Source organism: Irregularibacter muris, assembly GCF_024622505.1.
Lineage (GTDB): Bacteria > Bacillota > Clostridia > Eubacteriales > Garciellaceae > Irregularibacter > Irregularibacter muris.
In genome coordinates, this window is the sequence record NZ_JANKAS010000006.1 from 70,595 (window position 1) to 95,231 (window position 24,637).

The window sequence follows — 24,637 nt, forward strand, 5'->3', positions numbered from 1 at the left end:
ATACAAGACCAGGGATAAGGGAAAGGCAAAAGCTAAATCTCAAGATAGGAAAAAAGGAGTAAATAGAAGAAACAAATGGATAATGAGTGCAGGAAGAAACTCCTATATGGTTTTGCTCTATGATGTACAAATAAAAGGAAATCTTTGAGAAGATTTCTAAAAATTGATTTATAAGTAAGGAGATACCTACCATGACAAACCAAAGAGTAATAGCCTATATTCCACCCTCACAAGGGGAGATAAGCCTTTTTAATCAGGGAAAACATTTTACAAGCTATAATTTTTTAGGCGCTCATCGGGTCAAATATCTAGATAGAGAAGGGATAAATTTTACCCTATGGGCGCCTAATGCCAAAGAGGTAAGGATAATTGGAGATTTCAATGCTTGGCAAGGGAAAGGATTTGAAATGCAGAATGTTCAATCTTCTGGGATATGGACGATATTCATTTCAGAGCTTAAAGAAGAGGATTTATACAAATATGAATTGATAACCCAACAGGGAGAGATAAAAAGAAAGGCTGATCCCTATGGCTTTTATAGCGAAGTAAGGCCGAATACTGCTTCTAAAATATTTTCTCTAAATTCCTATCCTTGGCAGGATGGGGAATATATGAAAAACAAGCAACCGCCTTATGACCAACCTTTAAATATCTATGAATTGCATTTAGGCTCTTGGAAAAGGAAGGATAAGGGAGAGTTTATCACCTATAGGGAAGCTGCAGAGGAAGTCATTCCCTATGTGGTACAAATGGGTTATACCCATATTGAATTATTACCCCTTATGGAACATCCCTTTGATGGGTCCTGGGGCTATCAAATTACGGGGTACTTTTCGGTGACAAGCAGATATGGCCATCCCAATGATTTTAAATATTTTGTAGAGCAATGTCATCTGCAGGGCATAGGAGTAATCTTAGACTGGGTGCCAGGACATTTTTGCAAGGATGAGCACGGATTGTACCAATTGGATGGAAGCCCTCTATATGAACACCATGATCTAGGACTTTCTCAAAATCATCAATGGGGAACAGCTGTTTTTGATTTTGAAAAACCCCAAGTGCGGAGTTTTTTAATATCAAATGCTGTATTTTGGTTTGAAAGATATCATATTGATGGTCTTAGAGTGGATGCGGTATCCTATATGCTCTATCTAGACCAAGGGAGGGAAGGGAAAAATTTAGCGGCTATTGATTTTTTAAAAACCCTAAATAAAGTTATTTTCCATCATTATCCCGAGGCTTTAATGATTGCAGAGGATTCAAGTGCCTGGCCTTTGGTCACAGCCCCTGTTCATTTTGGGGGATTGGGCTTTAATTATAAGTGGAATATGGGTTGGATGAACGATATTTTAAAGTATATGCAAAAGCGGCCTGAAAGTCGCAAAGAATATCATCAATTGATTACTTTTTCCATCACCTACACTTTTTCAGAAAACTTTCTCCTTCCTCTATCTCATGATGAGGTAGTCCATGGGAAAAAATCTCTTTTGGACAAAATGCCCGGGGACTATTGGCAAAAGTTTGCCGGTCTTCGTTTGTTGTATTCCTATATGTATGCCCACCCAGGCAAAAAACTTTTATTTATGGGGGGAGAATTTGGGCAATTTATCGAGTGGGATCATGATAAAGAATTAGATTGGTTTTTATTAGACTATGACATGCATAAAAAAATGCAATCTTTTGTCAAGACCCTAAACCATTTTTATAAAGCAGAAAAAACATTGTATCAATGGGACCATAAAGCAGAAGGCTTTCAATGGATAAACCACCAAGATCATGAACAAAGCGTATTTTCTTTTATTCGTAGGAATAAGGAGGGGGATTTTCTTTTGGGCATATTTAACTTTACGCCCACTCCTTATAGGCAATATAAGATGGGAATTCCTGAGAGGGGAATATACAAAGAAGTACTTAATAGTGATGATGAAAAATTTGGAGGTAGCCATTGGATAAACAAAGGAGAGATAAAATCTATTGAAGGAGAGTGGCATAATTGCCCTCACTATATTGAATTAAGTATTCCTCCTCTGGGAGCAATATACATGAAAAAACATAAATTTTTAGACAAGGACAGCAATTACGAAGGAGTGATCTATAATGAGAAAACAAAAAAAAGAAATTGTAGCGATGCTATTAGCAGGGGGACAGGGAACTAGGTTAAGCCCTTTAACCACCCAACTAGCTAAACCAGCAGTACCCTTTGGGGGCAAATATAGAATCATTGATTTTACTTTAAGTAATTGTACCAATTCTGATATTGATACCATTGGCATACTCACTCAGTACCAACCCTTAGAGCTTAATGCCCACATAGGGAATGGAAGTCATTGGGATTTAGACAGAAAAAATGGAGGATTACATATTTTATCTCCCTATGTAGGGGCAAAGGGAGGACGATGGTTTAAAGGTACAGCCAATGCCATTTACGAAAACATGCACTTTATAGATTCCTATGATGCGGAGTATGTTTTGATTCTGTCAGGGGATCACATCTATAAAATGGATTATTCCCTGATGTTAAAAGAACATAAAGAAAAAAAGGCTCATGCTACCATTGCTGTTATTGAGGTACCCTGGCAAGAAGCTCAACGTTTTGGCACCATGCATGTAGATGAGGACAACAAAATCTATGATTTTCAGGAAAAATCACCTGATTCTAAGAGTAATTTAGCATCTATGGGAATATACATTTTTAATTGGAAGAAGTTAAAAAAGGTGCTTTCAGAAGATGAAAGAGACAAAAATTCCAACCATGACTTTGGAAAGGATATTATCCCAAAAATGATTGCTCAAGACTTGAATTTATATGCCTATACCTTCAGAGGATATTGGCGGGATGTGGGTACAGTGGAAAGTTTATGGCAAACCAATATGGATCTACTAAGGGATGATAATGAACTGAATTTATATGATAGCAATTGGAAGATTTATTCTGTAAACCCCAATACCCAACCCCACTATATTGGGAAAGAAGGAAAGGTAAAGGGCTCTCTGCTTAATGAAGGTTGCATCATAGAAGGGGAGGTAGTCAATTCGGTATTATTTCCTGGAGTTTATGTAGGTCATCATGCTAGGGTAGAGGATTCAGTAATTTTACCCAATGCAATCATAGAAGATCACGCTCTTGTGAAAAAGGCTATTGTCATGGAGGACAGAGTAGTAAAGGCAGGGCTTCAAATAGGTAAGAACAATAAAGAAAAGATAGCAGTGGTTTAGTCGAAAGGAAATTGAATAATGAAGCAAAGGGGGAAAACCATGAAAGAGATCATGGGTGTGATCAATCTTAGCGAAAAAGAGGATCTTTTAAGAGAATTGACTTATCATAGGCCCATAGCCAGCATACCCTTTGGAGGACGGTATAGAATTATTGATTTTGTACTTTCCAATATGGTCAATGCAGGAATTAATAATATAGCAATCTTTTCCCAAGGGAAAAGTCGCTCTCTTATGGATCACTTAGGTTCAGGAAAGGACTGGGATTTGCACCAGACCACCAATGGGATTTTTGTTCTTAATCCTGTGATAGATTTAAAGGATCTACGTGTCCATAGAGGGGATATTGAAAATTTCAAAAATCATCTAGACTATATAAAATATAGCAAACAAAAATATATCTTGCTTACGAAAAGCTATATGATTTGCAATATAGACTATTCTAAAGTATTGGATTATCATAAAAGAAATCAGGCAGATGTTACCATAATCTACAAAAAAATCAAGGATCAACAGGGTCAATTTAGTAACTGTGATAGCCTAAACATAGGTCCTGGAAATAAGGTTCTCAGTATTGGAAAAAATATTGAAGACGGACAAACCAATAATGTTTCTATGGAAATGTATCTCATGTCCAAGGAATTGCTTATAGATATTATTCAAGGCGGGATCAGAACAGGAGAGGTGGAGTATTTAAAGCAGGCCGTTATAAAAAGTATAAAAACCCTTAAAAATCTTAAAGTTCAAGCCTATCAATTTGACGGATATTTATCCTGTATAAACTCTACCCAAAGATATTATCAAGCTAGTCAAGATTTATTGAATGTTGACATTTCTAGAGAACTCTTTCACCAAAATGGGAGCATTCTAACCAAGGTTAAAAATGAAGCCTCTACCAAGTATACTTCCAATGCCCAAGTGACAAACTCTTTGGTGGCCAATGGCTGTATTATAGAGGGTAAGGTAGAAAACAGCATTATCAGCAGGGGAGTTCATATACAAAAAGGAGCCATTGTAAAAAATAGCATTTTAATGAGTAAAGTTATTGTGGAAGAAAATACCTTTCTTAACCATACTATTTTGGATAAATATGTTCATATTACCAAGGACAATGTTTTAAGTGGAAGCCCTAAAAATCCCCTTGGGATTAAAAAGGGATTAAGGTTATAAAAGGGGGAAGGGATAATGAAAATACTATATGCTGCGGCGGAGGTTGTACCCTTTGTCAAAACAGGGGGATTAGCGGATGTAGCTTTTTCCCTACCAAAGGCTTTGAAAAAATTGGGAATGGATATTCGAGTCATTCTTCCTAAATACAAGGATATTCCCAAAAAATTTTTAGATCAAATGTCTCTCATAAAAGAATTTGAAGTATCCCTAGGGGACAATAAAAAATATTGTGGCATTTATTCTTTGGAATATCAAGAAATTCCCTTTTATTTTATAGATAATGAAGAGTATTTCAAGAGAGAGGGTCTTTATGGCTATTGGGATGACGGAGAAAGATACTCCTATTTTTCAAAGGCCATTATAGAATTTATGGGACAAATAGACTTTATTCCCGATGTCCTTCATTGTAACGACTGGCACACAGGAATGGTCATGGCCTTATTGGATAGCTATTATAGAAAAGAGGCTCCCTTCAACAAAATAAAAAAGGTTTTTACCATTCATAATCTTCGCTATCAAGGGATCTTTCCCAAGGAAATTCTCAGGGATCTTTTATCCTTAGGAGAGGAATATTTTCATCTAAATGCTTTAGAATTCTATGGGAAAGTCAACTTTATGAAGGCGGGCATTGGGTTTTCTGATATCATTACCACTGTAAGTGAAACCTATGCTAAGGAAATACAGTTTTCTTATTATGGAGAGAATTTAGATGGATTTTTAAGACATCATCGTCATCAATTAGTGGGCATAGTCAATGGTATTGATTATGATATATATAATCCTATGACCGATAAAAATATCTATGTACCCTATCAAACCTCTTTAAAAAAGAAACAAGAAAATAAAATATCCTTACAAAAGCAGCTAGGATTGTCTCCCCAAAAACATATTCCTCTCCTGGCCATGGTAACTCGATTGGATAGCATGAAGGGAATTGACTTAGTTTTACATATTTTAGAAGAATTATTGCAGCTGGATGTGCAAATGATTGTTTTGGGCACTGGCGATAAGAAATATGAAGATCTTTTAAAGAATTTAGGAAAAAAATATCCGGAAAAATTATCAGTAAATACTTTTTTTAGTGAGGAACTTGCCCATAAAATCTATGCTGGAGCCGATCTATTTTTAATGCCTTCCAAATTTGAACCCTGTGGATTAAGTCAACTCATTGCTCTACGATATGGGACCCTTCCCATTGTAAGGGAAACAGGGGGACTTAAAGATACAGTAAAGCCCTATAATGAATATACCGGAGAGGGAAATGGATTTAGTTTTGCCAACTACAATGCCCATGATATGCTTCATGTCATAAAAAATGCTTTGAATATTTACCAGGACAAAGAAAAATGGGCCAAATTAGTAAAATGTGCTCTAAAATCAGACTATAGCTGGAAAAAGTCTGCTCAAAAATACCAAGAGCTATATCATACCCTAGTAAAAGGGGAAAATTTTGAAAGCCAATGAAGGACACCAAGGGATAAGAGAAGAGTGGAACATCCTTTAGATAGTTTTTTTTATCCAGGTAATGACCTAGGAGCCACCTACAGAAAATCCCATACCCTATTTAAGGTATGGGCACCTACTCAAAGAAATATATCTCTTATTCTATATCAAGAACATGATCGTGAGCGGGGAACTATCTACCCTATGAAGCGAGGAGAAAAAGGAATTTGGGAATTAAAACTAAAGGGAGAATATAAAAATAAATATTATAATTATATTATAGACTCGGGGGATAAAAGTATTGAAGTGACCGATCCCTATGCCAAGGGAGCAACCATTAATGGAGAAAAAGGAATGATCGTGGATTTTAAATCATTAAACCCTATGGATTGGAAACATCACCCAAGACCTCAGATGGCAAGTCCTACCCAAGCGATTATCTATGAAATGCATATTAGAGACTTTTCCATGGACAAAAGTTCAGGGATGAAAAATAGGGGGAAATTTATCTCCTTTACAGAGACCAATACCACCAATACAAAGGGAGATGATACAGGTGTAGATTACTTAAAAGAACTAGGAATTACCCATATTCATCTCTTGCCTATTTTTGACTTTGGAAGTGTGAAGGAAGAAAAACACCATGAATACAACTGGGGCTATGACCCAGTGCTCTACAATGTTCCTGAAGGATCCTATAGCACTGACCCCTACCATGGGGAGATCAGAATTAGGGAATTAAAGGACACCATTTACTGCCTGCACCAGCAGGACATAGGGGTAATCATGGATGTAGTATACAACCATACCTATATTGCGGAAAACCATCCCTTGGAACTTTTAGTGCCAGGATATTATCATAGGACGGATAAAAAGGGCAATTTTACCAATGGATCAGGTTGTGGCAATGAATTAGCTTCAGAAAGACAGATGGTGAGAAAATATATCTTAGACTCTCTATGCTTTTGGGCTAGGGAATATCAGATAGATGGCTTTCGCTTTGATTTAATGGCCCTACATGATCAAGACACCATGAACATTATTGAAAGAGAATTAAAAAAGATAAACCCTAATATCATTCTTTATGGAGAACCATGGATAGGGGGGCCTTCTAGCCTTCCACCCCCACTCCAATTTACTAAGGGCAGCCAAAGAGGGAAAAACATTGCCCTGTTTAACGATGAATTTAGAGAGGCCATTAAGGGGGATAATGATGGAAGAGGACTAGGCTTTGTCACGGGTGCTAAAGGCCTAGAAGAGGAGATAAAAAGAGGGATTGTAGGGAGCATATACTACAATGAACATATCCAGGGATTTGCCCAGGAGCCCATAGAAAGTGTAAACTATGTCTCAGCCCATGACAATCTTACCCTCTACGATAAGATTGAAAAATCTTGTCCCTATGCTACCGCGGAAGAAAAAATAAAAATGAACAAATTAGCTCTATCCATCATACTGACTTCCCAGGGTATAGCTTTTATCCATGGGGGGGCAGAGATTTTAAGATCAAAAAAAGGATATCCTAATAGCTATAATATGGGAGATGATATTAATCAGGTCAATTGGGACGACAGATATCGATATAAGGACAACGTAGACTATATTAAGGGACTCATTGCCCTGAGAAAAACCCAAAGGGTCATGACCCTATCCCGGGCCGAAGAGGTGAAAAAACACCTAAAGTTTATAAAATCACCACCCAATGTGGTGGCCTATAGATTAACCTCTCCCTATCAAGGGGACTATGCAAAAATATTGATTATCCACAATGCCAATAGAGAGAAAGTTGAGATATATCTTCCAGATGAAGAAAAATGGAAGGTAATCGCCAACGCCCAGGAAGTAAATATTTATGGAGTAACGAAAGAGGAAAAGTATTTTAGGGGGAAAATTAAGCTAGAGCCCCTATCTACGCATATATTGGTAAGGGATTAATATAAATCAAAACCTTTATTTCCACATATTTTATTGATGGCTGTAAAACCAATAGGGTATACTAGAGAAAAAGAAGAATGAATTGGAGTGTTTTTATGTCAAAAATAGAACTGGTAGCTACGAGCACCTTTGGGTTAGAGTCTATCGTAGCTCAGGAAATAAAAGATTTAGGCTATGAGGATGTCCAAATAGAAAATGGAAGGGTAACTTTTGTAGCAGATGAAGCAGCCATTCCTAAGGCAAATTATTGGCTGCGTACGGCCGATCGAGTCTTTGTAAAAATGGGAGAATTTAAAGCTCTTTCCTTTGAAGAGCTTTTTGAAAAGACTAAATCCCTACCCTGGGAAGATTGGATTCCTGAAGATGGGAAATTTCCTATATACAAAGCAAAATCTGTTAAATCAAAATTATTTAGCTTATCCGACTGTCAATCCATTGTAAAAAAGGCTGTAGTAGAAAAACTAAAGGAAAAACATAAGATTCAATGGTTTGAAGAAAGCGGAGCAGAATATCCCATACAGGTAGCAATTTTAAAGGATGTAGTTACACTTCTAATCGATACTAGCGGAGAAGGATTACATAAAAGAGGGTATAGAGCCCATGGAAATGAAGCCCCTATTAAAGAGACCTTAGCAGCGGCCTTGATTTTGCTTTCAAGATGGAAACCCTCTAGAGAATTGGCAGACCCCCTCTGTGGCTCGGGAACCATTTTGATTGAGGCGGCAATGATAGGAAGAAACATTGCCCCTGGATTGCAACGACATTTTGTTTCAGAAAGTTGGAATAGAGTGCCCAAGGAACTATGGAAACAGGCCAAAGTGGAAGCCATGAAGGCCATTGATGTAGACAGTGACTTTAGATTATTAGGTTCGGATATTGATCCTAAGGCTTTAAGACAAGCCCGACAAAATGCCGAAATGGCAGGGGTAGATGATTGTGTATATTTTCAAAAATTATCTGTAGAGGAATTTAAGTCCCGGAAAAAGTATGGGGTAATCATCACCAACCCTCCCTATGGGGAAAGGTTAGGGGAGAAAAAGGAAGTAGAAGACTTATATCGAATGATGGGAAAGGCCTTTAGAGATTTAGATTCTTGGTCCTATTTTATTATTACCGCCCATCAAGATTTTGAAAAACTCTTTGGGAAAAAATCAGATAAAAATAGAAAACTTTATAATGGAAGACTGCTTACCTATCTCTACCAATACTTTGGCCCACTACCACCCCGAAGGGAGAAAGAAAATTATAATTTATAAATAATGATTATAGTTTTGTAGCCTAGAAATCTTTCAAGCATATTTTAGACCGAAGAGAGTTAAAATACATAAAAGGCAGAGTATGCCAGAAAGATTGCTAGGGGTGATTGTAATGGTTAAAAAAGGAAAAATGCTTTTGATGATAATACTCATGAGTTTATCTATAATTGGCTGTAATATTGTTAGGAGGCTGCCGGAAAATCCGCCAGCACAACAAGAAGAACAGGGAAAGGATAGCTCGGAGAAATCCAAGGGAAATCAACCGGAAAACCACCAAAATATAGAAGAAAATATTAATGATGAAAACATAGAAGAGGATAAGGAGTTAACCGAAAAAGCCCGAAGGGAAAAAAGGACAGAAGAAGATAATGTCATAAGCCCTGAGGATATCCAAAAAGATGGCAATCAGTCAAATCAAGGACAGGGTCAAATACAAGTTCTAGAAGAATTCAATACCACTATTCCGGATAGGGTGACTTTAAATTTAAAATATGATCAATACGCTATCCCCTTAGACTATTTTCTAGTGACGACAGAAACACTAAATATAAGAAAAGAACCCCATTCGAGTGCGCCAGTGGTTTATCAGGCAAACTATTTTGAAAAATTAAATGTATTACAGCGGGTAAAGGGAGAATTTCTGCCCAACTATCAATCGGATAACTGGTATAAGGTTGCCCTGAAAGAGGGAGATAAAATTCAATATGGTTATGTATTTGGTAGCCTAGGAGAAGCCAGAAGTTTTCATTTTGATAAAATGCTAAATGAGGTAAATAAACTTCAAGAGAGGGTACTAAACAACGATATGGCTTATATCTATAATTATCAAAATGTCAGGGGATTACCTCCCGCCCATAATGGGAATACCGCAGATGACTATAAAAGAAATCAAGACCAAAGTGCACCGGGATATATAGATGAGGCAAAAACAGATTTTCGTTATTTTTCAGATGGAATGTTGGTATCTATATTGGAAGATAATCATGAATTTTATAAAGTAAGCACTCCATCCTTTGAAGGGCAATATTGGATTCCTAAAAAATATGTCCATTTTGGTAATGCACCTAAAGAAATTACTAAAGTAATTGTCATAGACGATACCAATCAAAATGAAGCTGTCTTTGAACTCATAGAGGGAAAATGGAATATCATATCCTATACCTTTGCTACCACAGGAGTAGCGGATGAGTATAAATATGAAACACCTAAGGGACATTTTATGGCCATACAGAGGAGAGAACAATTTTTATATTTGAAAGATGGTACGAATCAAATTGCAGGGTATGCCCCTTATGCCATTCGTTTCTCCGGGGGAGGTTATGTCCATGGGGTACCTGTGGACTATCAATTTACCCCAGAAGGAGAAAAAATTGATCCAGGACATCAAGAGTATTTATTTACCATAGGCACCACTCCACGTTCCCATAAATGTGTACGTAACTATACAAGTCACGCTAAATTTTTATATGATTGGATGGAAATAGGTAAGGGAGCTGTGATTATCATAGATTAAATAAAAAAAGCGGGTATTCCGCTTTTTTTATTTTGGGTCTAATTAAGGAAGAAGTTTCAAATAAAAGACGGGGAAAGTCTTTTCATACATAATGATAACAGGTTGATAAAAAAGTGTCAATCCTAAAAGCTCTATGGATAATATTTATTGGTTTAATTAGGAAAATGTATTCTAAAATAATAGATTAAGCATACTAAAGAATAGGGAGAAGAACATTTTATTTACTCCTGATGGTTCCTGCTTCCCTAGTAGAGTTTTAATAGCTAGTTTGTAGGGTATAAATAAAAAAAGTTTGAAAGGAAGTGACGGCGTTGTCTACTATTGATCAATTATCCATTAATACCATCCGCTTTTTATCGGTGGATGCTGTAGAAAAAGCTAAGTCGGGACATCCGGGAATGCCCATGGGAGCAGCTCCTATGGCCTATATTCTTTGGAAAGATTTTATAAAATTCAATCCCAATAACCCCAACTGGACGGATAGGGATAGATTTGTATTATCCGCAGGACATGGTTCAGCGCTTTTATACAGTTTGCTGCATATGTTTGGCTATGATCTATCCATTGAGGATCTAAAAAAATTCAGGCAATGGGAAAGCAAGACTCCAGGTCATCCAGAGTATAGATATACACCAGGAGTGGAAACAACCACTGGTCCTTTGGGTCAGGGAATATCTACCGCAGTAGGCATGGCCATGGGAGAACAAATATTAGCAGCTAAGTTCAATCAAGAGGATATTGAGCTTGTGGATCACCATACTTACGTTATTGTTGGGGATGGAGACTTAATGGAGGGAGTAGCTTCAGAAGCCGCATCTCTAGCGGGTCATCTTAAATTAGGCAAACTAATATGTCTTTATGATGACAATGAGATATCCATTGAGGGCTCTACAGAACTGGCCTTTACTGAGGAAGTGGCAAAAAGATTTGAAGCCTATGGCTGGCAAGTATTAAATGTAGAAGACGGAAATGATATTGCAGAGATCAATCAAGCTATTCAGCAGGCAAAACAAGAGGAAGAAAAACCTACCTTAATCAAAGTGCGTACGGTCATTGGATTTGGAAGTCCTAATAAGGCAGGAAGTGCTGATGTCCATGGAGCACCTTTGGGTCTAGAAGAAGCAAAACTAGCCAAAGAGGGGCTGGGATGGTCCTATGAACCAAACTTTCATGTGCCCCAGGAAGTAGAAAAATATATACAAGGGATTGTAGAAGAAAAGAAAAAAGAAGAAGACAAATGGAAGAGAAAATGGCAAAAGTATCAACAAAAATATCCAGAACTAGCTAGAGAGTGGACCGTGTGGCACAATGAGGAAATTGATGCAGAGATATTGAATGATGAAAACCTATTGCGTTTTAAAAAAGATTCTATCGCTACTCGAGCTGCATCAGGAGAAATTTTAAATAAACTCGCCAGTAAAGTTCCAAATTTAGTAGGAGGTTCTGCAGACTTAGCACCTTCTAATAATACCTATTTAAAGGATATGGGGGACTTTTCCTGGGAAAATAGAAGGGGAAGAAATCTACGGTTTGGAGTACGAGAGCATGCCATGGGTGCTATTGTCAATGGATTGTATCTTCATGGAGGGCTAAGGTCCTATTGTGGCACCTTCTTGATTTTTTCGGATTATATGCGACCAGCGGTACGCCTATCCGCATTAATGGAAGTACCTGCTGTATATATATTTACCCATGATAGTATTGCTCTAGGGGAAGATGGTCCTACCCATCAACCTATAGAACAGATGATGAGCCTTAGACTTATTCCAGGACTTAGGGTGTTTAGACCTGCCGATGCTAAGGAAACAGCCTTTGCATGGATATCAGCCCTAAGGGAAAAAGAACATCCCACAGTTTTGGCCCTGTCTAGACAAAATCTACCGATTCTACCCCAAAGCAATAAAGACGCCCTTAGAGGGGCCTATATTATTCAAAAAGAAAGAGGAGAGAAACCAGACCTTATTATTATGGCTACCGGATCCGAAGTTCATTTGGCTATCCAGGCTTATGAACAATTACAGGAGAAGGGAGTGGATGCTCGAATAGTCAGTATGCCTTGTTGGGAAATATTTGAAGAACAAAGCCATAGCTACAAAGAGGAAGTTCTTCCATCAGATGTCTTAACCCGCCTAGCCGTGGAAGCAGGTCAAAAACTTGGATGGGAAAGATATACTGGGATCAAAGGAGACATCCTAGGCATTGAAACCTTTGGAGCGTCGGCGCCGGGAGAAATAGTATTAGAAAAGTATGGATTTACAGTAGAAAATCTAGTACAACATGCCTTAAAAATGCTAGATAAAGGATAGATAAAAAGTGCAGTCCCTAAAAGGGACTGCACTTTTTATCTATAAGATATCTTGGGTATCCCCAAAAAGCAAAATACCAGCTAAGAGGATGGTACCCACTACGACAAAACTATCTGCCGTATTAAAGATTGCAAAATTGATATACCTAAAATCAAAGAAATCAATGACATAATTTAGACGTATACGATCAATAAGATTACCTATAGCTCCTCCAATGATAAGAGTAAGAGAAATTTTAAACCAAAGAGTATTTTTATTTTTAGGAGTTTTGATAAGGTAATAGATTAAAAACAGGGTAAAAAGCATAGTCACCGTAATCAAAAAAGGCTGTTTATCCTGAAAGATACTAAAGGCTGCTCCTCTATTTTCCACATAGGTAAGATGAAACACATCCCTTATTAAAGGATAGGTAGGGATGGGTTTGATATGTAATACGGCTAGGTATTTAGCAACTTGATCTAGAACAACAATAAAAATAATGACGAGAAAAAAAGACATGACAAACCTCCTGAAGAAATAATTTCATTATCTTTGCTATTATAACATTTAAAACTAAAGGAGTATAGCTTAGCAAAGTGGAATATATATCTAAAAAGAGAAAAAAGGGAGAGGAGAAAGATACTGCCAATTGATGAATTTTGTTATATGATAAGAGGATAGGATAGCCATAAAATTTCTTATTTAGGGGGAATGAATATGAGGATTGGGGTGGATCTTGGGGGGACCAATATTAAGGCAGGGGCAGTGGATGATAAGGGACAAATTCTATTTCGAAATAGTCGGCCTACCCTTGTTCAAAGAGGAGTAGAGCCTATTATACAAGACATTATTGAGCAAATAGAAGAAATCCTAGACAAAACCAATGCTTCCTTGCAGGCAGTAAAATCAATTGGGATAGGTGTGCCGGGGTTGGTGGAGAGGAAGACAGGTAAAACCATTTATGTAACCAATCTCTTTTGGCACAACGTACCCTTAGGGGAAAAATTAAGCAATTATTTTCAAAGACCTATTTATGTAGAAAATGATGCCACTGTGGCAGGCTTGGCCGAGAAAATTGCTGGCTCTACCCAAGGGGCTAAAAACTCTGTTTTTATTACTTTGGGTACGGGGGTTGGTGGAGGCATTATTATTAATGATAGAGTCTTTAGTGGCAGCCATGGCTGGGGTTCAGAAATAGGTCATGCTATCGTAGGAGAAAACTTCTATACCTGCAACTGTGGTCAAAATGGTTGTCTAGAAACCTTTACCTCTGCTACAGCCCTTATACGATATACCCAAAAGAGAATAAGAGAAGGCAGGGAAGATACTTTAATCTTGCAAAAGGTGCATGGAAATATAGAAAATATCGAGGCAAAAACCATTTTTGACGCAGCAAAAAAAGGAGATGCTTTAGGACGGGAAGCTGTGGATAGATTGATTAAATACCTTGCTATAGGCATTGTAAACATATTCAATACCTTAGATCCTGAAATCATTGCTATTGGTGGTGGACTTTCCAAGGCAGGAGATTTTTTACTAACGCCCTTAAAGCAGGAGGTAGAAAAAAGATTGTTTTCTAAAGAGATATCCTATGGGGATATTGTACTGGCAGAGTTAGGAAATGACGCAGGTATAATAGGGGCAGCTTTCCTAGGGGAGAATATTTAGGTTAAAATCAGGGAATAGGGATAAAGGGAGACCAAAATCCCTATCCCTATTTTTTTTGCCCATTTACGGGCACAGTCATACGCTCTCCTATGGAGACCTTGTCACTTGCAATGGCAACTCTCAATGTAAACATACTAAACCCTTCTTATGTAGATAAATAGTAGACAGAGCAGAGGATGTTTTTACCTAAGACGCTAGGAATTCTAATAGAGAGGGAATTAGCCTTAAAGGAGTTAAGAGAAGTAAATACATTCGTTTATTCTTACAAAATAACAACCTATAATTAGTTTGCTATACCATTGTAAGTTTTGGCTAAAAAGATAGAATAGTGGGTAAGAGGTGAAAATGATGAAAAAGATGAATATTACAAAACAAATGTATGAAGTAGGTGCACTAGCAATTGTACGGGCTGAAACCCTTGAAAAAGCTAGTAAGATTGCTGAGGGCTGTATAAAAGGCGGGATTCCTATAATGGAAATGAGTTTTACCCTAAATAATGCAGGGGATGTTATTGAGGGGTTGACTAAAAGATATGGAGATAATCTATGTATAGGTGCAGGTACAGTCTTAGATGCTGAAACTGCTAGGCATGCCATATTAAAGGGTGCTAATTTTATTATTGCACCTAATTATTCTCCAGAGGTTGCAAAAATTTGTAACCGCTATCAAATTCCCTATGCACCTGGGTGTACTTCTATTACAGAAGCCGTTAATGCATTGAGTATGGGAGCTGCTTTTATAAAAGCTTTCCCTATTTCTGATTTTTATGGTCCTAAACTCATTAAAGTTTTCAAAACCCCTATTCCCGATATGCCTATTTTAGCTAGTGGCGGTATTAATTTAGATAATTTACTTATATGGTTAGAAAGTGGTGTTGATGTTTGTGGCTTTGGTGGTTTGTTAACTAAAGGTAGTTCGGAAGACATTGCAGAAAATGCTGCTAAAATTCGAAAGATAATTGCAGAATATCGTAATAAAAATAATAAATAACTCTATCTTAAAGATCCCTTCCAATACAGCTAGAGGCTTCTGGCTGTATTGGAAGGGATCTTTGTTTTGAATTCACCATAGATGATAAAAACAAGAATCTTAACTTAGTAGTTTGAATCAAAATAGGTTCCTTTTTTTGTGTTTGTAAGCCATTTATTTTTAGAAAACCATCGTATTATAATATTAATAGAATAAAAAAGCTAGGAGGAATACCATGAGCATTGTATTAACAAGGGTAGATTTTAGATTAATTCATGGACAGGTAATTACAAGATGGGTTACTCAGTGTCAAGCAAATGAAATCGTTACCGTAGATACGTCGTTAAGTAATGACGAATTTATGCAGGATGTATTCAAAATGGCTGCCCCTAAAGGTTTAAAGATTCGAATTTTATCTGTAGAGGAAGCAGTCAAGGCACAACAGAAGAATGAGTTTCAAAGGAACAGAGTAATGCTTTTATTTAAGAGTGTTCAGGAGTTGGATAATGCAGTAAGAGCTGGATTGAAACTTGAGGAAGTACAAATTGGGGGGTTAGGAGGAGGACCAGGTAGAAAAGCAGTTAATAATGCGATTACCCTAAATCGTGAGGATGCAGATACTTTGTTGGCTCTTGAAAAAATGGGAATTAATATTTATTTCCAAACAACTCCTGATTACCCATCAGAAATACTACAGAAAGCTGTTGCAAAGCTTTAAAAATAAGGGGGGATAATAAATGATCTTAAAAGCTGCGTTAGTAGGTATAATTTACTGGATTGCAATGGGAAGAGCCAACTATTTTTTCTCTTTTGCCTTCCGTAAACCAGTAGTTTTAGGTGTATTTATCGGATTAGTTTTTGGTGATGTTAAAACAGGTTTATTGTATGGAGCAACCATTCAATTGATGTACATGGGTGGTATTGAAGCTGGTGGGAATATTCCAAGTGATCAAGCCTTAGCTGCTTGTATTGCTATTCCTGTTGCTATTATCAATAATCTTGATCCAGCTGCATCGGTAGCAATAGCGGTTCCCTTTGGTGTATTAGGGGTTTTAATCAACAACGTTCGTCGTACGATTAATTCCTTTTACAACACAAAGGCAGATACATTTGTAGAAAATGGCGAATACGATAAATTAGCTACATTTTCATTCTTATTGCCTTGGTTGACAAATGGTATATTATATTTCACTCCTGTATTTATTGCTACCTTGTATGGGCCAAACGTGATACAAGCTTTTCTTGATATCATCCCAGAATGGTTTATGAACGGACTTGCAAATGCTGGAGGAATGTTACCAGCATTAGGATTTGCCTTAACTCTCGTGATTATGGGGAAGAAGCAATATATTCCATTCTTTGTTTTAGGATTCTTCCTGCATGCTGTTATGGGATTCTCCATGTTAACTGGTGCAGTGCTTGCTCTATGTATAGCCATGATTGTTTCCCTATTTAAACAAAATGAGGAAGGAGAATTAGCATGAGCCAAGTAATTGAAAATGATGGACAAGCAGTAGAGCAAAAGAAAAATATTGTCACTAAGAAAGATTTACTTAAAGCTTGGTGGAAATGGTGCTTAGCAGTTGAAGTTCCTGTAAGTTTTGATAGAATGCAGGCTTTGGCCTTCGGATATTCATTAAATAAAGTATTGAGAAAAATTTATAAGGATAATCCAGAGGAATTAAAGGAAGCCATGAGACGTCATACTTCCATGTTTAATACAAATTGTGACTGGGGAAGTTTGATTCATGGGATTGTAATTTCTCTTGAGGAACAAAGAGCTTTGGGGAATAAGAGTATTGGATCCGAGGTTATTCAATCCTTGAAAATCGGTCTTATGGGTCCATTAGCAGGTATTGGTGATAGTGTTGACCAGGGAATTGTAGCGACCATTCCTCTTGCGATTTTTGTACCTATGGCTCTTAATGGTTCGGTAATTGCTGCTTTTATGCCAGCCCTTATCTATATAGCCTGGTCCTATGGATACTCATGGTTTCTAATGAAAAAGGGCTACACTTTAGGGAAGAATGCTGTCTTAGAAATTTTACATTCCGGTAAAATCAAGAAGGTTATTGATATTGCTAGTATTGTAGGGTTATTTATGATTGGCTGCCTATCATCAGCTTATATTAAGTTTGAAACTATTTTGACCTTTGCCAGCGGTTCATCAGAGAGAGTAGCTTTGCAAAGTATTTTAGATGGTATGCTACCTAAATTGTTGCCCTTTGCCTTAGTTATGGGAATGTATTTATATATTATTAAAAAAGGTCCAAAATATCTGCGTATAATTGTTTATACAATGCTCATGGCCTTAGCTCTGACATTCATCAGCGTTATTTAAATCAATGCTGTTTATAAGGCGAATCTATGGGTGATCATGGATTTGCCTTGTTTTATATAGTAAAGGTCAATATTCAGAAAGGTAGGGAAAAAATTGAAGGTTTTAATCACACCAAGAGGATTTGCAAACTACGGATTAGATCAAGTGAAATATATGCAATCTAAAGGTTTATCTGTTCATTATAATAATACAGGAAAAGCATATACAAAAGAAGAATTTCATGAATTAGCCCGTGATGTAGACGCCATCATTGTGGGTGTAGATACCATTGATCGTGAGTTAATGGATAATTGTCCTAACTTAAAGGTGATCTGTAAATTTGGGGTAGGGATAGATAATATTGATTTGGATTATGCAAAAGAAAAGGGAATTTTTGTTGGAAGGACAGTAGGTTCCAACTCTAAGGCTGTTGCTGAACATGTTATGGCTTTAATGTTTGCAGATGCAAAGAACATCTATAATACGCTAAAAGAAGTTAAAGAACATAAATGGAATAAGCCTGCAGGGCGGGAAATTAGTGGAAAAGTATTAGGAATTATTGGTTTTGGGATGATTGGGAAAGATCTTGCTACTTTTGCAAATGGATTATCTATGAAAGTATATGCATATGATGCTTTTGAAATTACGGATAAAGCTGCAGAAGAATATAATGTAGAGGTAAAATCCTTTGAGGAGATTATTAGGACAAGTGACTATATTTCTTTACATTTACCCTTCTTAAATTCTACAAAAAATATGATCTCCATAGAAGAATTCAAAAAAATGAAAAAGGGAGCCTGCCTAATTAATGCAGCAAGAGGGGGAATTGTTGATAGAGAAGCTTTATATGAAGCTCTAGTAAACAAGGAAATTCGTTCAGCCTATTTTGATGTTTACAGTTCTGAGCCACCTAAAATGGGGGATAAACTTATTGCCTTAGATAATTTCTTTTTAACACCTCATACAGCTGCAAGAACAATGGAAGCAGAAAAAAGGACTTGTCAGATGTCTACAAAAATTATTACTGAACATTTGTTAGGTTAATTAGGAGGAGCATTATGGATAAGGAATTAAAAAAATTTCTAAATAATGTGCAAAAAGAATTGAACAAAAATATTGAAGGTGTCAATATAGAAAATCTTAAAAAAGCAGTGGAAATTATATTGGAAAGCGAAAAAAAAGGTGGACGTGTCCATGTAACTGGAATTGGTAAACCGGGTCATGTAGCAGGATATATTGCTTCTTTATTATCTAGTACAGGTACGAGTGCTTACGAACTACATGGGACAGAGGCAGTACATGGTTCAAGTGGCCAAGTTAAGCCGGGAGATGTTGTCATTGCCATATCCAATAGTGGTGAAACAGAAGAACTAAAACCTACCGTAAAAACGATATTAGCTAATGGCGCATGTCTCATTAGTTGCACGGGAAATGCAGAATCATGGTTGGCAAAACACTCTGAAGTATGTTTGTTGGCCCGTGTCGATAAGGAAGGGGATGGTCTTAATAAACCACCCCGTGCTTCAGTGTTGTCAGAGATTTTACTTCTTCAATGTTTAAGTGTTATGTTGCAAAATAAAAAAAAATTGAATTTAAACCAATATGTTCAATGGCATCCAGGGGGAAGCCTTGGTAAAAGCATAAAAGAAATGCAGAGAAAGTAGGAGATTATATGGCAAAGTTAAATATTGTAATTGGAACCCATGGAAGGTTTGGGGAAGAACTAATTAAATCCGCAGAAATGATCCTTGGACGTATGGAAAATGTTAAATCAGTATCTCTATTACCCTCTACATCCTTTGAGGAATTTATGCATGAGGTAGATTCTATATTAGGCAATTTGGAAGGTCAGATTTTATCTTTAGTAGATCTACACGGAGGTACACCTTGTAACGTTTTTACAGCTTTAACGAAAAGGTACCATCATGATGTAGTAACGGGTGTGAATTTACCCATGTTAATAGATTTATATCTTAATGTCATTAACAGTGAAGTCCTAGATATAGATCAGGTGATCCAAAACTGTATCAATACTATACAATCAAGTGCTATACATACCAATAAGACAGTGCAATAGTTTAAAAATGTCATTAGAAGGATTAAAAGTAAAGTAGCTAATCAAGAAGTGGAACAAATGATATATTTATTTTAAGTAGTTAAATGAAGGAGGCAGATTATGTTTGAAGGGATTATTACACCCATTGTTACACCATTTAATCGTGATGAGGAACAATCTATTAACTATGAAGCTGCTGAGCAATTAATTAACCATATAATTAAAAAAGGTGTTAATGGTATTTTTATTTTAGGCAGTAATGGGGAATTTCATGTTATTAATGAAGAGGAAAAGATGGCCTTTGCCAAAAAAGTAATTAAGATTGTTGATCATCGGGTTCCGGTTTTTGTAGGAACAGGTGCATGCTCTACCAAAGAGACTATATACCTATCTAAAAAAATGGAAGAGATAGGTGCAGATGCATTATCTGTAATTACTCCCTATTTTATTAAACCTACCGATAAAGAGCTTTATGAGCATTTTAAAGAAGTAGCTAATAACGTCAAAATTCCAATTGTTTTGTATAATATTCCAAAGTCAACGGGTTGTAATATTTCCAAGGAAGTGACAGCCCGTTTGGCTAGGATTGATAATATCCAAGCCATTAAGGATAGTAGTGGTGATGTCGAAAACCTAAAGGGGTATATTGAAGCCGCCAGTGGAAAGAATTTCAGTGTATTGGTAGGTTCAGATTCTAAAATTTCTATGGGGTATAATTTGGGGGCAACAGGAGCAATTGCAGGCACAAGCAATGTTATTACAGATATTTTAGTAAAACTAAATAAAGCTCTTAAAATAAATGACACTAAAACCGCAGAGGTTTTACAAGCAGATATTAATGTATTACGAGGGGTCTTAAAGTTAGGTACCGTTCCTTCAATCATAAAACGATCAATAGAACTAGCTAATATTGCTCCTGTAGGACCTGCTAGAAAACCAGTTAGAGAAACTATGCCTGTGGTTGATGAAAAGATTAGGGAAATGCTTAAACATTATCAATTGATTTAATTTTACTAAGGCTCGATTATTCAAGACAAGATACCATCCCATTGAGACAAATAAGAAATATTTATAGAAAAGGGTGGTATCTTCTTTGTATTAATGAGGTATTGTCAATTAAAGGCGAAGATTAACAGAGATTCGCCTTATACAAGGGGTGATATTATATTTCTTTTTCCTGTAGCTAGTTCTATTTCCATGTGACAGCAAGTTTGTAAGTTTATTACAATACATGATAAGATAAATTGCCAGATAGCCACACATTGATGTATGAGTAAAGAATTATTTTTAGAAAAAAGTTATCTCACTAAAATTTGTGCATATTTGTATAGGTTAATTTAACCTTCTAAGCTGTACACTGTATAATTGGACTTAATTAGAGCTAATAGCTGGTATTATTTCAAATTTAAATATTTATGCTAGGACTTTATTTAGCCAGAACAGGAAGGGTAAAGAGTATGATACTAATAGACATTTTTAAGGAATTTATTAATGTTGTGCAAGAAAACAAAAAATATATTATCGGTTTATTGAAACAAGATGGAAGAGTTATTTCCTGTAGTAAAGAGGAATATATAGGACATTACTTTGATGTTGAAGATTCTAATTCTAGAAATATGTTTTATAAAATTAGAGTCAAGAATCAAGACTATGGTTATATTTGGATTAGGGGTGATGAGGGAAATCTTAAAATGATTAGTAGTTTACTCCTCGAGTCTTTAACAACACGTTTAATGTACGAGTTAAATATCAGCTCTTTGAAGCAGAAGATTACTAAGGATGATAAACTAGTTAGATATTTACTTAATGCCGAATATTTTGATTTGAATCATATTTTAGATTTAATTCAGGAATTAGGCATTGATGAAAACAAAACTAGAGCGGCTTTGTATATTATTAACAATAAAGGATTTAATAGAGAAGAAATTATGAACTTGAAATTGAAACCTGATAGCAAAGAGTTGATATATTCCTTATTAGACAATAATAGTTTATTGCTATTTAAGGATATACCTGATGATTTGGAAAATAATGAGGCAGTGGAATACTTTGGAAAGTATGTTAAGAGTTTAAAAAACTGGGGATTAGAAGGCTGTTGTTATCTTATAGGTTCCCTACAAAATAAATTAAAACAGTACATTTTCAGTTATCAGAATTGTTTATGGTTAAAAAACAATGTGGATTTTTCTATAGACGAGCCCGTATTTTTTATGGATTATCAATTTGAATATTTTCTTTCCAAAGTTCAACTTGATGATGTACGAAATATCTTTGATTTTTATATACAGATAAGTAAAGGGATTGATATTGATGAGATTACTACTATTACCGATAAATTGCTTATAAATGATTACAATATTACGCGAACTGCAGAGGATCTGTTCTTGCACAAAAATACTTTAATTTATAGAATCAAGAAGTATGAAGAAATTTTCAATATTGATATTAGGGGAAGCTTTCAAGGAAAAATTTTATTGGCCTTAATTGCCAGTGCCTTAAAGCAATATAAAAGACAGAAACAGGTTGGTGAGTAGTATGGGTATAACAATTAAGCTTGCACGTGTCGATCAAAGATTATTGCATGCAACCGTAGCTGTAAATTGGAATCAATTTGTAAATGCTAATTACGTAGCAATAGTAGATCCAAAACATAATAATGATCCTTTTATTAATAAAGTGATGCAATTATGTCTTCCTAAGCCTTTAAAGGTTAAAATTTTTTCTGTTGAAGAATTAGTAGCTTTTATAAATAAGGATAGCACCAAAAAATGTAATTTAATGGTTATATTTAAAGATTTGGCGACGGCTAAAAAGGCGGTAGAGAAAGGATTTAAAACAAAGGAGATCCAAATACCTTATCCAGCTAGTCGTATTGTAATTAGGAAACTTTCAGATTTCTTTAATGAAGAGGAGATTCAGTATATACGATTTATTCAGGGAAAGGGGATTAAACTTTTCTTTCAAACGTCACCATTGGATAATAAAGAATATTCGGTTTTTACAAGGGATTCTTAAACATACTTATTTTGTTTATAACATGGGCAAAATTATTTGATATTTTATAGCCTGATAAGAGTGAATTGATTTAGTGAAATTGAAAAGAGAAGAGAATTTTTAGAAGAGAATGTTTAGATAGAAGAGAGAAAAGGGATAGGAATTCTATATTGAATTTCTTATCCCTTATTATTTTGCTTTTATTTTCGGGCACAGTCTGAGGTCGTACCTTTTAATATTTCCAGTCCATGATGAACAGAAGGTACAATGTATTCCAATGTTTCCTTTATGGCTTTTGGGCTACCGGGCAAATTGATAATTAAGGTATTTTTTCTAATCCCTGCTACCGCTCGGGATAGCATGGCCCTAGGTGTAATTTGTAAGCTATAGTATCTAATGGCTTCGGCGATACCTGGGGTCTGTCTACTAATGACCTTCATGGTGGCTTCTGGAGTGACATCCCTCTTGGAAAAACCTGTTCCGCCAGAGGTAAGGATGAGATCTACCTTCAAAATATCGCTCATATATACCAACTCTTCTTCCAATAAATCCTGCTCATCAGGAAGGACAATATATTTTTTAACGTCATAACCATTTTCTTTCATTATATCTTGAATCAATTTACCGCTTTCATCTACACGCTCTCCTCTAGATCCTTTATCACTTGCAATAATAACTCCCAATGTAAACATACTCAATCCTCCTTATGTAGATAGATAGTAGACATATGAAAAATCCAACCCTATTTTTAGGTTACTTTATAATTATATAGGATATTATAACATTTATTCTTCTAAAAAATAAATGAAGACCCTCTAAAGGGCCCTTCATTTATTGGAGCATGGCTTTTGTCCAAGGCGCTTGGATATCATAGTGTCCAAAGAGGGATTCTCTTTTGGTACCATCCACTAAAAACTGTACTTTTTCAATGCCATTTTGTTCTGTAAGAGAATACACTATTTGGTAGATTAAACCTGTTTCCTGTAGGGAGCTGCCAAAAAGGTTCTGACTGGAAAGGTTGACGTAGGCTGTTTTATCAGCTACTTCTACGCTAATTACCTGTAGATCTTTTTTGAGCATGGTTGCTCCAAGATTAGAAGTAGGCCCAGCTTTAAGGGCTTCTATAATGACTTTTTCTAAAGGTTGGTCACTTACTTTTACTTTTCTTGTTTCTTTAATCATGTTACTATACTTTCCTTGACCGGTCTCGATAATTTTTTTGTCCATGAAGTAGAGAACAATTTCCCTTTCTTGAGCATTGGGTTTGGGGCTTATCACTTGATTTGAGTTCTTATTGCTTTCTTGTTTTTGTTCGAGTTTTGGCTCCTCTTTTTCTGGATTCTTTGGTTTAGGCTTTACTGCTTGATCCTTGCTTTTGCTATTTTCTTCTTTAGGTTTCTCCTTTTGCTCTTCTTTAGGTTGTTCTTTTGGCTCTTGATTTTGCTCTTCTTTTTGCTCTGCCTTTGGTTCTTCCTTCTGATTATCTTCCCCTTGCTTTTCTAGTACTGTCTCTTGTTGATTTTTATCTTCTTCTTGCTTTTCTCCCTGGCTTAGGGGAGTTTTGGCTTGATCATAGGATGTGCAGCCAGAAAGGGTAAAAATGAGGGTGATAGCCATAAGAAATACAAACAATATCAAAGGTTTTCTCTTCATAAAACCATCTCCTTTTTCTTCTGTTGTCTTTATTGTATGCAACAAATAATAAGAAAAAATCAACAAGGTGTTAAGTAATTGTTAAGAAATTATATCCTAGTGGAAGAGAAAGCTAAGCCTGCTGGCAAGAGAGCCAATTTCCCTGTTTCCCTAGAGGGAGGA

The 24,637-nt window shown here is 36.1% G+C and carries 22 protein-coding genes; 19 read left to right on the top strand and 3 right to left on the bottom strand.

Annotated features, from left to right (window positions below; genetic code table 11):
* Positions 1 to 191: 191 nt before the first annotated feature.
* The 8 genes from glgB (at position 192) to tkt (ending at position 12,836) form a co-directional block, all read left to right on the top strand.
* Entirely contained in the window at positions 192 to 2,156 is a 1,965-nt protein-coding gene (glgB, locus tag NSA47_RS08245; RefSeq protein WP_257530834.1) for a 1,4-alpha-glucan branching protein GlgB, read from the top strand.
* Positions 2,098 to 3,216, top strand: a complete 1,119-nt coding sequence (locus NSA47_RS08250; RefSeq protein ID WP_257530836.1) for a glucose-1-phosphate adenylyltransferase — start codon at positions 2,098 to 2,100, stop codon at positions 3,214 to 3,216. The genes glgB and NSA47_RS08250 overlap by 59 nt, the downstream gene beginning before the upstream one ends.
* A 39-nt stretch (positions 3,217 to 3,255) precedes the next feature.
* Positions 3,256 to 4,383, top strand: a complete 1,128-nt coding sequence (glgD, locus tag NSA47_RS08255) for a glucose-1-phosphate adenylyltransferase subunit GlgD (protein ID WP_257530838.1) — start codon at positions 3,256 to 3,258, stop codon at positions 4,381 to 4,383.
* A gap of 15 nt (positions 4,384 to 4,398) precedes the next feature.
* Entirely contained in the window at positions 4,399 to 5,847 is a 1,449-nt protein-coding gene (glgA, locus tag NSA47_RS08260; RefSeq protein WP_257530840.1) for a glycogen synthase GlgA, read from the top strand.
* Positions 5,848 to 5,871: 24 nt separating this feature from the next.
* The gene (gene pulA / locus NSA47_RS08265) at positions 5,872 to 7,761 is read left to right on the top strand and encodes a type I pullulanase (protein WP_257530842.1); all 1,890 of its coding nucleotides are present in this window, start codon (positions 5,872 to 5,874) and stop codon (positions 7,759 to 7,761) included.
* Between the two features lie 95 nt (positions 7,762 to 7,856).
* Entirely contained in the window at positions 7,857 to 9,017 is a 1,161-nt protein-coding gene (locus NSA47_RS08270) for a THUMP domain-containing class I SAM-dependent RNA methyltransferase (RefSeq protein WP_257530844.1), read from the top strand.
* A gap of 82 nt (positions 9,018 to 9,099) precedes the next feature.
* On the top strand, positions 9,100 to 10,530 hold the full coding sequence (locus NSA47_RS08275; RefSeq protein WP_257530846.1) for a L,D-transpeptidase family protein: 1,431 nt from the start codon (positions 9,100 to 9,102) through the stop codon (positions 10,528 to 10,530).
* Positions 10,531 to 10,841: 311 nt separating this feature from the next.
* On the top strand, positions 10,842 to 12,836 hold the full coding sequence (gene tkt / locus NSA47_RS08280) for a transketolase (protein ID WP_257530848.1): 1,995 nt from the start codon (positions 10,842 to 10,844) through the stop codon (positions 12,834 to 12,836).
* Between the two features lie 39 nt (positions 12,837 to 12,875).
* On the opposite strand, the gene lspA is transcribed toward tkt, so the two are convergent.
* Entirely contained in the window at positions 12,876 to 13,334 is a 459-nt protein-coding gene (lspA, locus tag NSA47_RS08285) for a signal peptidase II (protein WP_257530850.1), read from the bottom strand.
* A 198-nt stretch (positions 13,335 to 13,532) separates the two neighbouring features.
* Between lspA and NSA47_RS08290 the strand changes: the two genes are divergently transcribed.
* The 11 genes from NSA47_RS08290 to NSA47_RS08340 all read left to right on the top strand — a co-directional run bounded on the left by NSA47_RS08290 (position 13,533) and on the right by NSA47_RS08340 (position 22,843).
* The gene (locus NSA47_RS08290; RefSeq protein ID WP_257530852.1) at positions 13,533 to 14,483 is read left to right on the top strand and encodes an ROK family protein; all 951 of its coding nucleotides are present in this window, start codon (positions 13,533 to 13,535) and stop codon (positions 14,481 to 14,483) included.
* 348 nt (positions 14,484 to 14,831) lie between these two features.
* Positions 14,832 to 15,473 carry a beta/alpha barrel domain-containing protein gene (locus tag NSA47_RS08295; protein ID WP_257530854.1) on the top strand — a complete coding sequence of 214 codons (642 nt, stop codon included), beginning with the start codon at positions 14,832 to 14,834 and terminating at the stop codon, positions 15,471 to 15,473.
* 214 nt (positions 15,474 to 15,687) lie between these two features.
* A complete protein-coding gene (locus tag NSA47_RS08300; protein WP_257530856.1) occupies positions 15,688 to 16,170 on the top strand; it encodes a PTS sugar transporter subunit IIB in 483 nt (160 codons plus the stop codon).
* A 19-nt stretch (positions 16,171 to 16,189) separates the two neighbouring features.
* Positions 16,190 to 16,936, top strand: coding sequence for a PTS mannose/fructose/sorbose/N-acetylgalactosamine transporter subunit IIC (locus NSA47_RS08305; protein ID WP_257530858.1), 747 nt, complete (start codon positions 16,190 to 16,192; stop codon positions 16,934 to 16,936).
* On the top strand, positions 16,933 to 17,793 hold the full coding sequence (locus tag NSA47_RS08310) for a PTS system mannose/fructose/sorbose family transporter subunit IID (RefSeq protein WP_257530860.1): 861 nt from the start codon (positions 16,933 to 16,935) through the stop codon (positions 17,791 to 17,793). Before NSA47_RS08305 ends, NSA47_RS08310 begins: the two co-directional genes overlap by 4 nt.
* Before the next feature lie 93 nt (positions 17,794 to 17,886).
* The gene (locus NSA47_RS08315; protein ID WP_257530862.1) at positions 17,887 to 18,816 is read left to right on the top strand and encodes a phosphoglycerate dehydrogenase; all 930 of its coding nucleotides are present in this window, start codon (positions 17,887 to 17,889) and stop codon (positions 18,814 to 18,816) included.
* Positions 18,817 to 18,830: 14 nt separating this feature from the next.
* Positions 18,831 to 19,436 carry an SIS domain-containing protein gene (locus NSA47_RS08320; protein WP_257530864.1) on the top strand — a complete coding sequence of 202 codons (606 nt, stop codon included), beginning with the start codon at positions 18,831 to 18,833 and terminating at the stop codon, positions 19,434 to 19,436.
* Between the two features lie 8 nt (positions 19,437 to 19,444).
* Positions 19,445 to 19,849, top strand: a complete 405-nt coding sequence (locus tag NSA47_RS08325) for a PTS sugar transporter subunit IIA (protein ID WP_257530866.1) — start codon at positions 19,445 to 19,447, stop codon at positions 19,847 to 19,849.
* Positions 19,850 to 19,948: 99 nt separating this feature from the next.
* The gene (gene dapA / locus NSA47_RS08330; protein WP_257530868.1) at positions 19,949 to 20,836 is read left to right on the top strand and encodes a 4-hydroxy-tetrahydrodipicolinate synthase; all 888 of its coding nucleotides are present in this window, start codon (positions 19,949 to 19,951) and stop codon (positions 20,834 to 20,836) included.
* Between the two features lie 449 nt (positions 20,837 to 21,285).
* Complete coding sequence (locus NSA47_RS08335; RefSeq protein ID WP_257530870.1) at positions 21,286 to 22,362, top strand: PucR family transcriptional regulator; 1,077 nt, start codon at positions 21,286 to 21,288, stop codon at positions 22,360 to 22,362.
* Between the two features lies 1 nt (position 22,363).
* Positions 22,364 to 22,843, top strand: coding sequence for a PTS sugar transporter subunit IIB (locus NSA47_RS08340; protein ID WP_257530872.1), 480 nt, complete (start codon positions 22,364 to 22,366; stop codon positions 22,841 to 22,843).
* Between the two features lie 179 nt (positions 22,844 to 23,022).
* On the opposite strand, the gene NSA47_RS08345 is transcribed toward NSA47_RS08340, so the two are convergent.
* Together NSA47_RS08345 and NSA47_RS08350 are read right to left on the bottom strand one after the other, a co-directional pair.
* On the bottom strand, positions 23,023 to 23,514 hold the full coding sequence (locus tag NSA47_RS08345; protein ID WP_257530873.1) for a MogA/MoaB family molybdenum cofactor biosynthesis protein: 492 nt from the start codon (positions 23,512 to 23,514) through the stop codon (positions 23,023 to 23,025).
* Between the two features lie 139 nt (positions 23,515 to 23,653).
* Positions 23,654 to 24,475 carry a GerMN domain-containing protein gene (locus NSA47_RS08350; protein ID WP_257530875.1) on the bottom strand — a complete coding sequence of 274 codons (822 nt, stop codon included), beginning with the start codon at positions 24,473 to 24,475 and terminating at the stop codon, positions 23,654 to 23,656.
* Positions 24,476 to 24,637 lie beyond the last annotated feature (162 nt).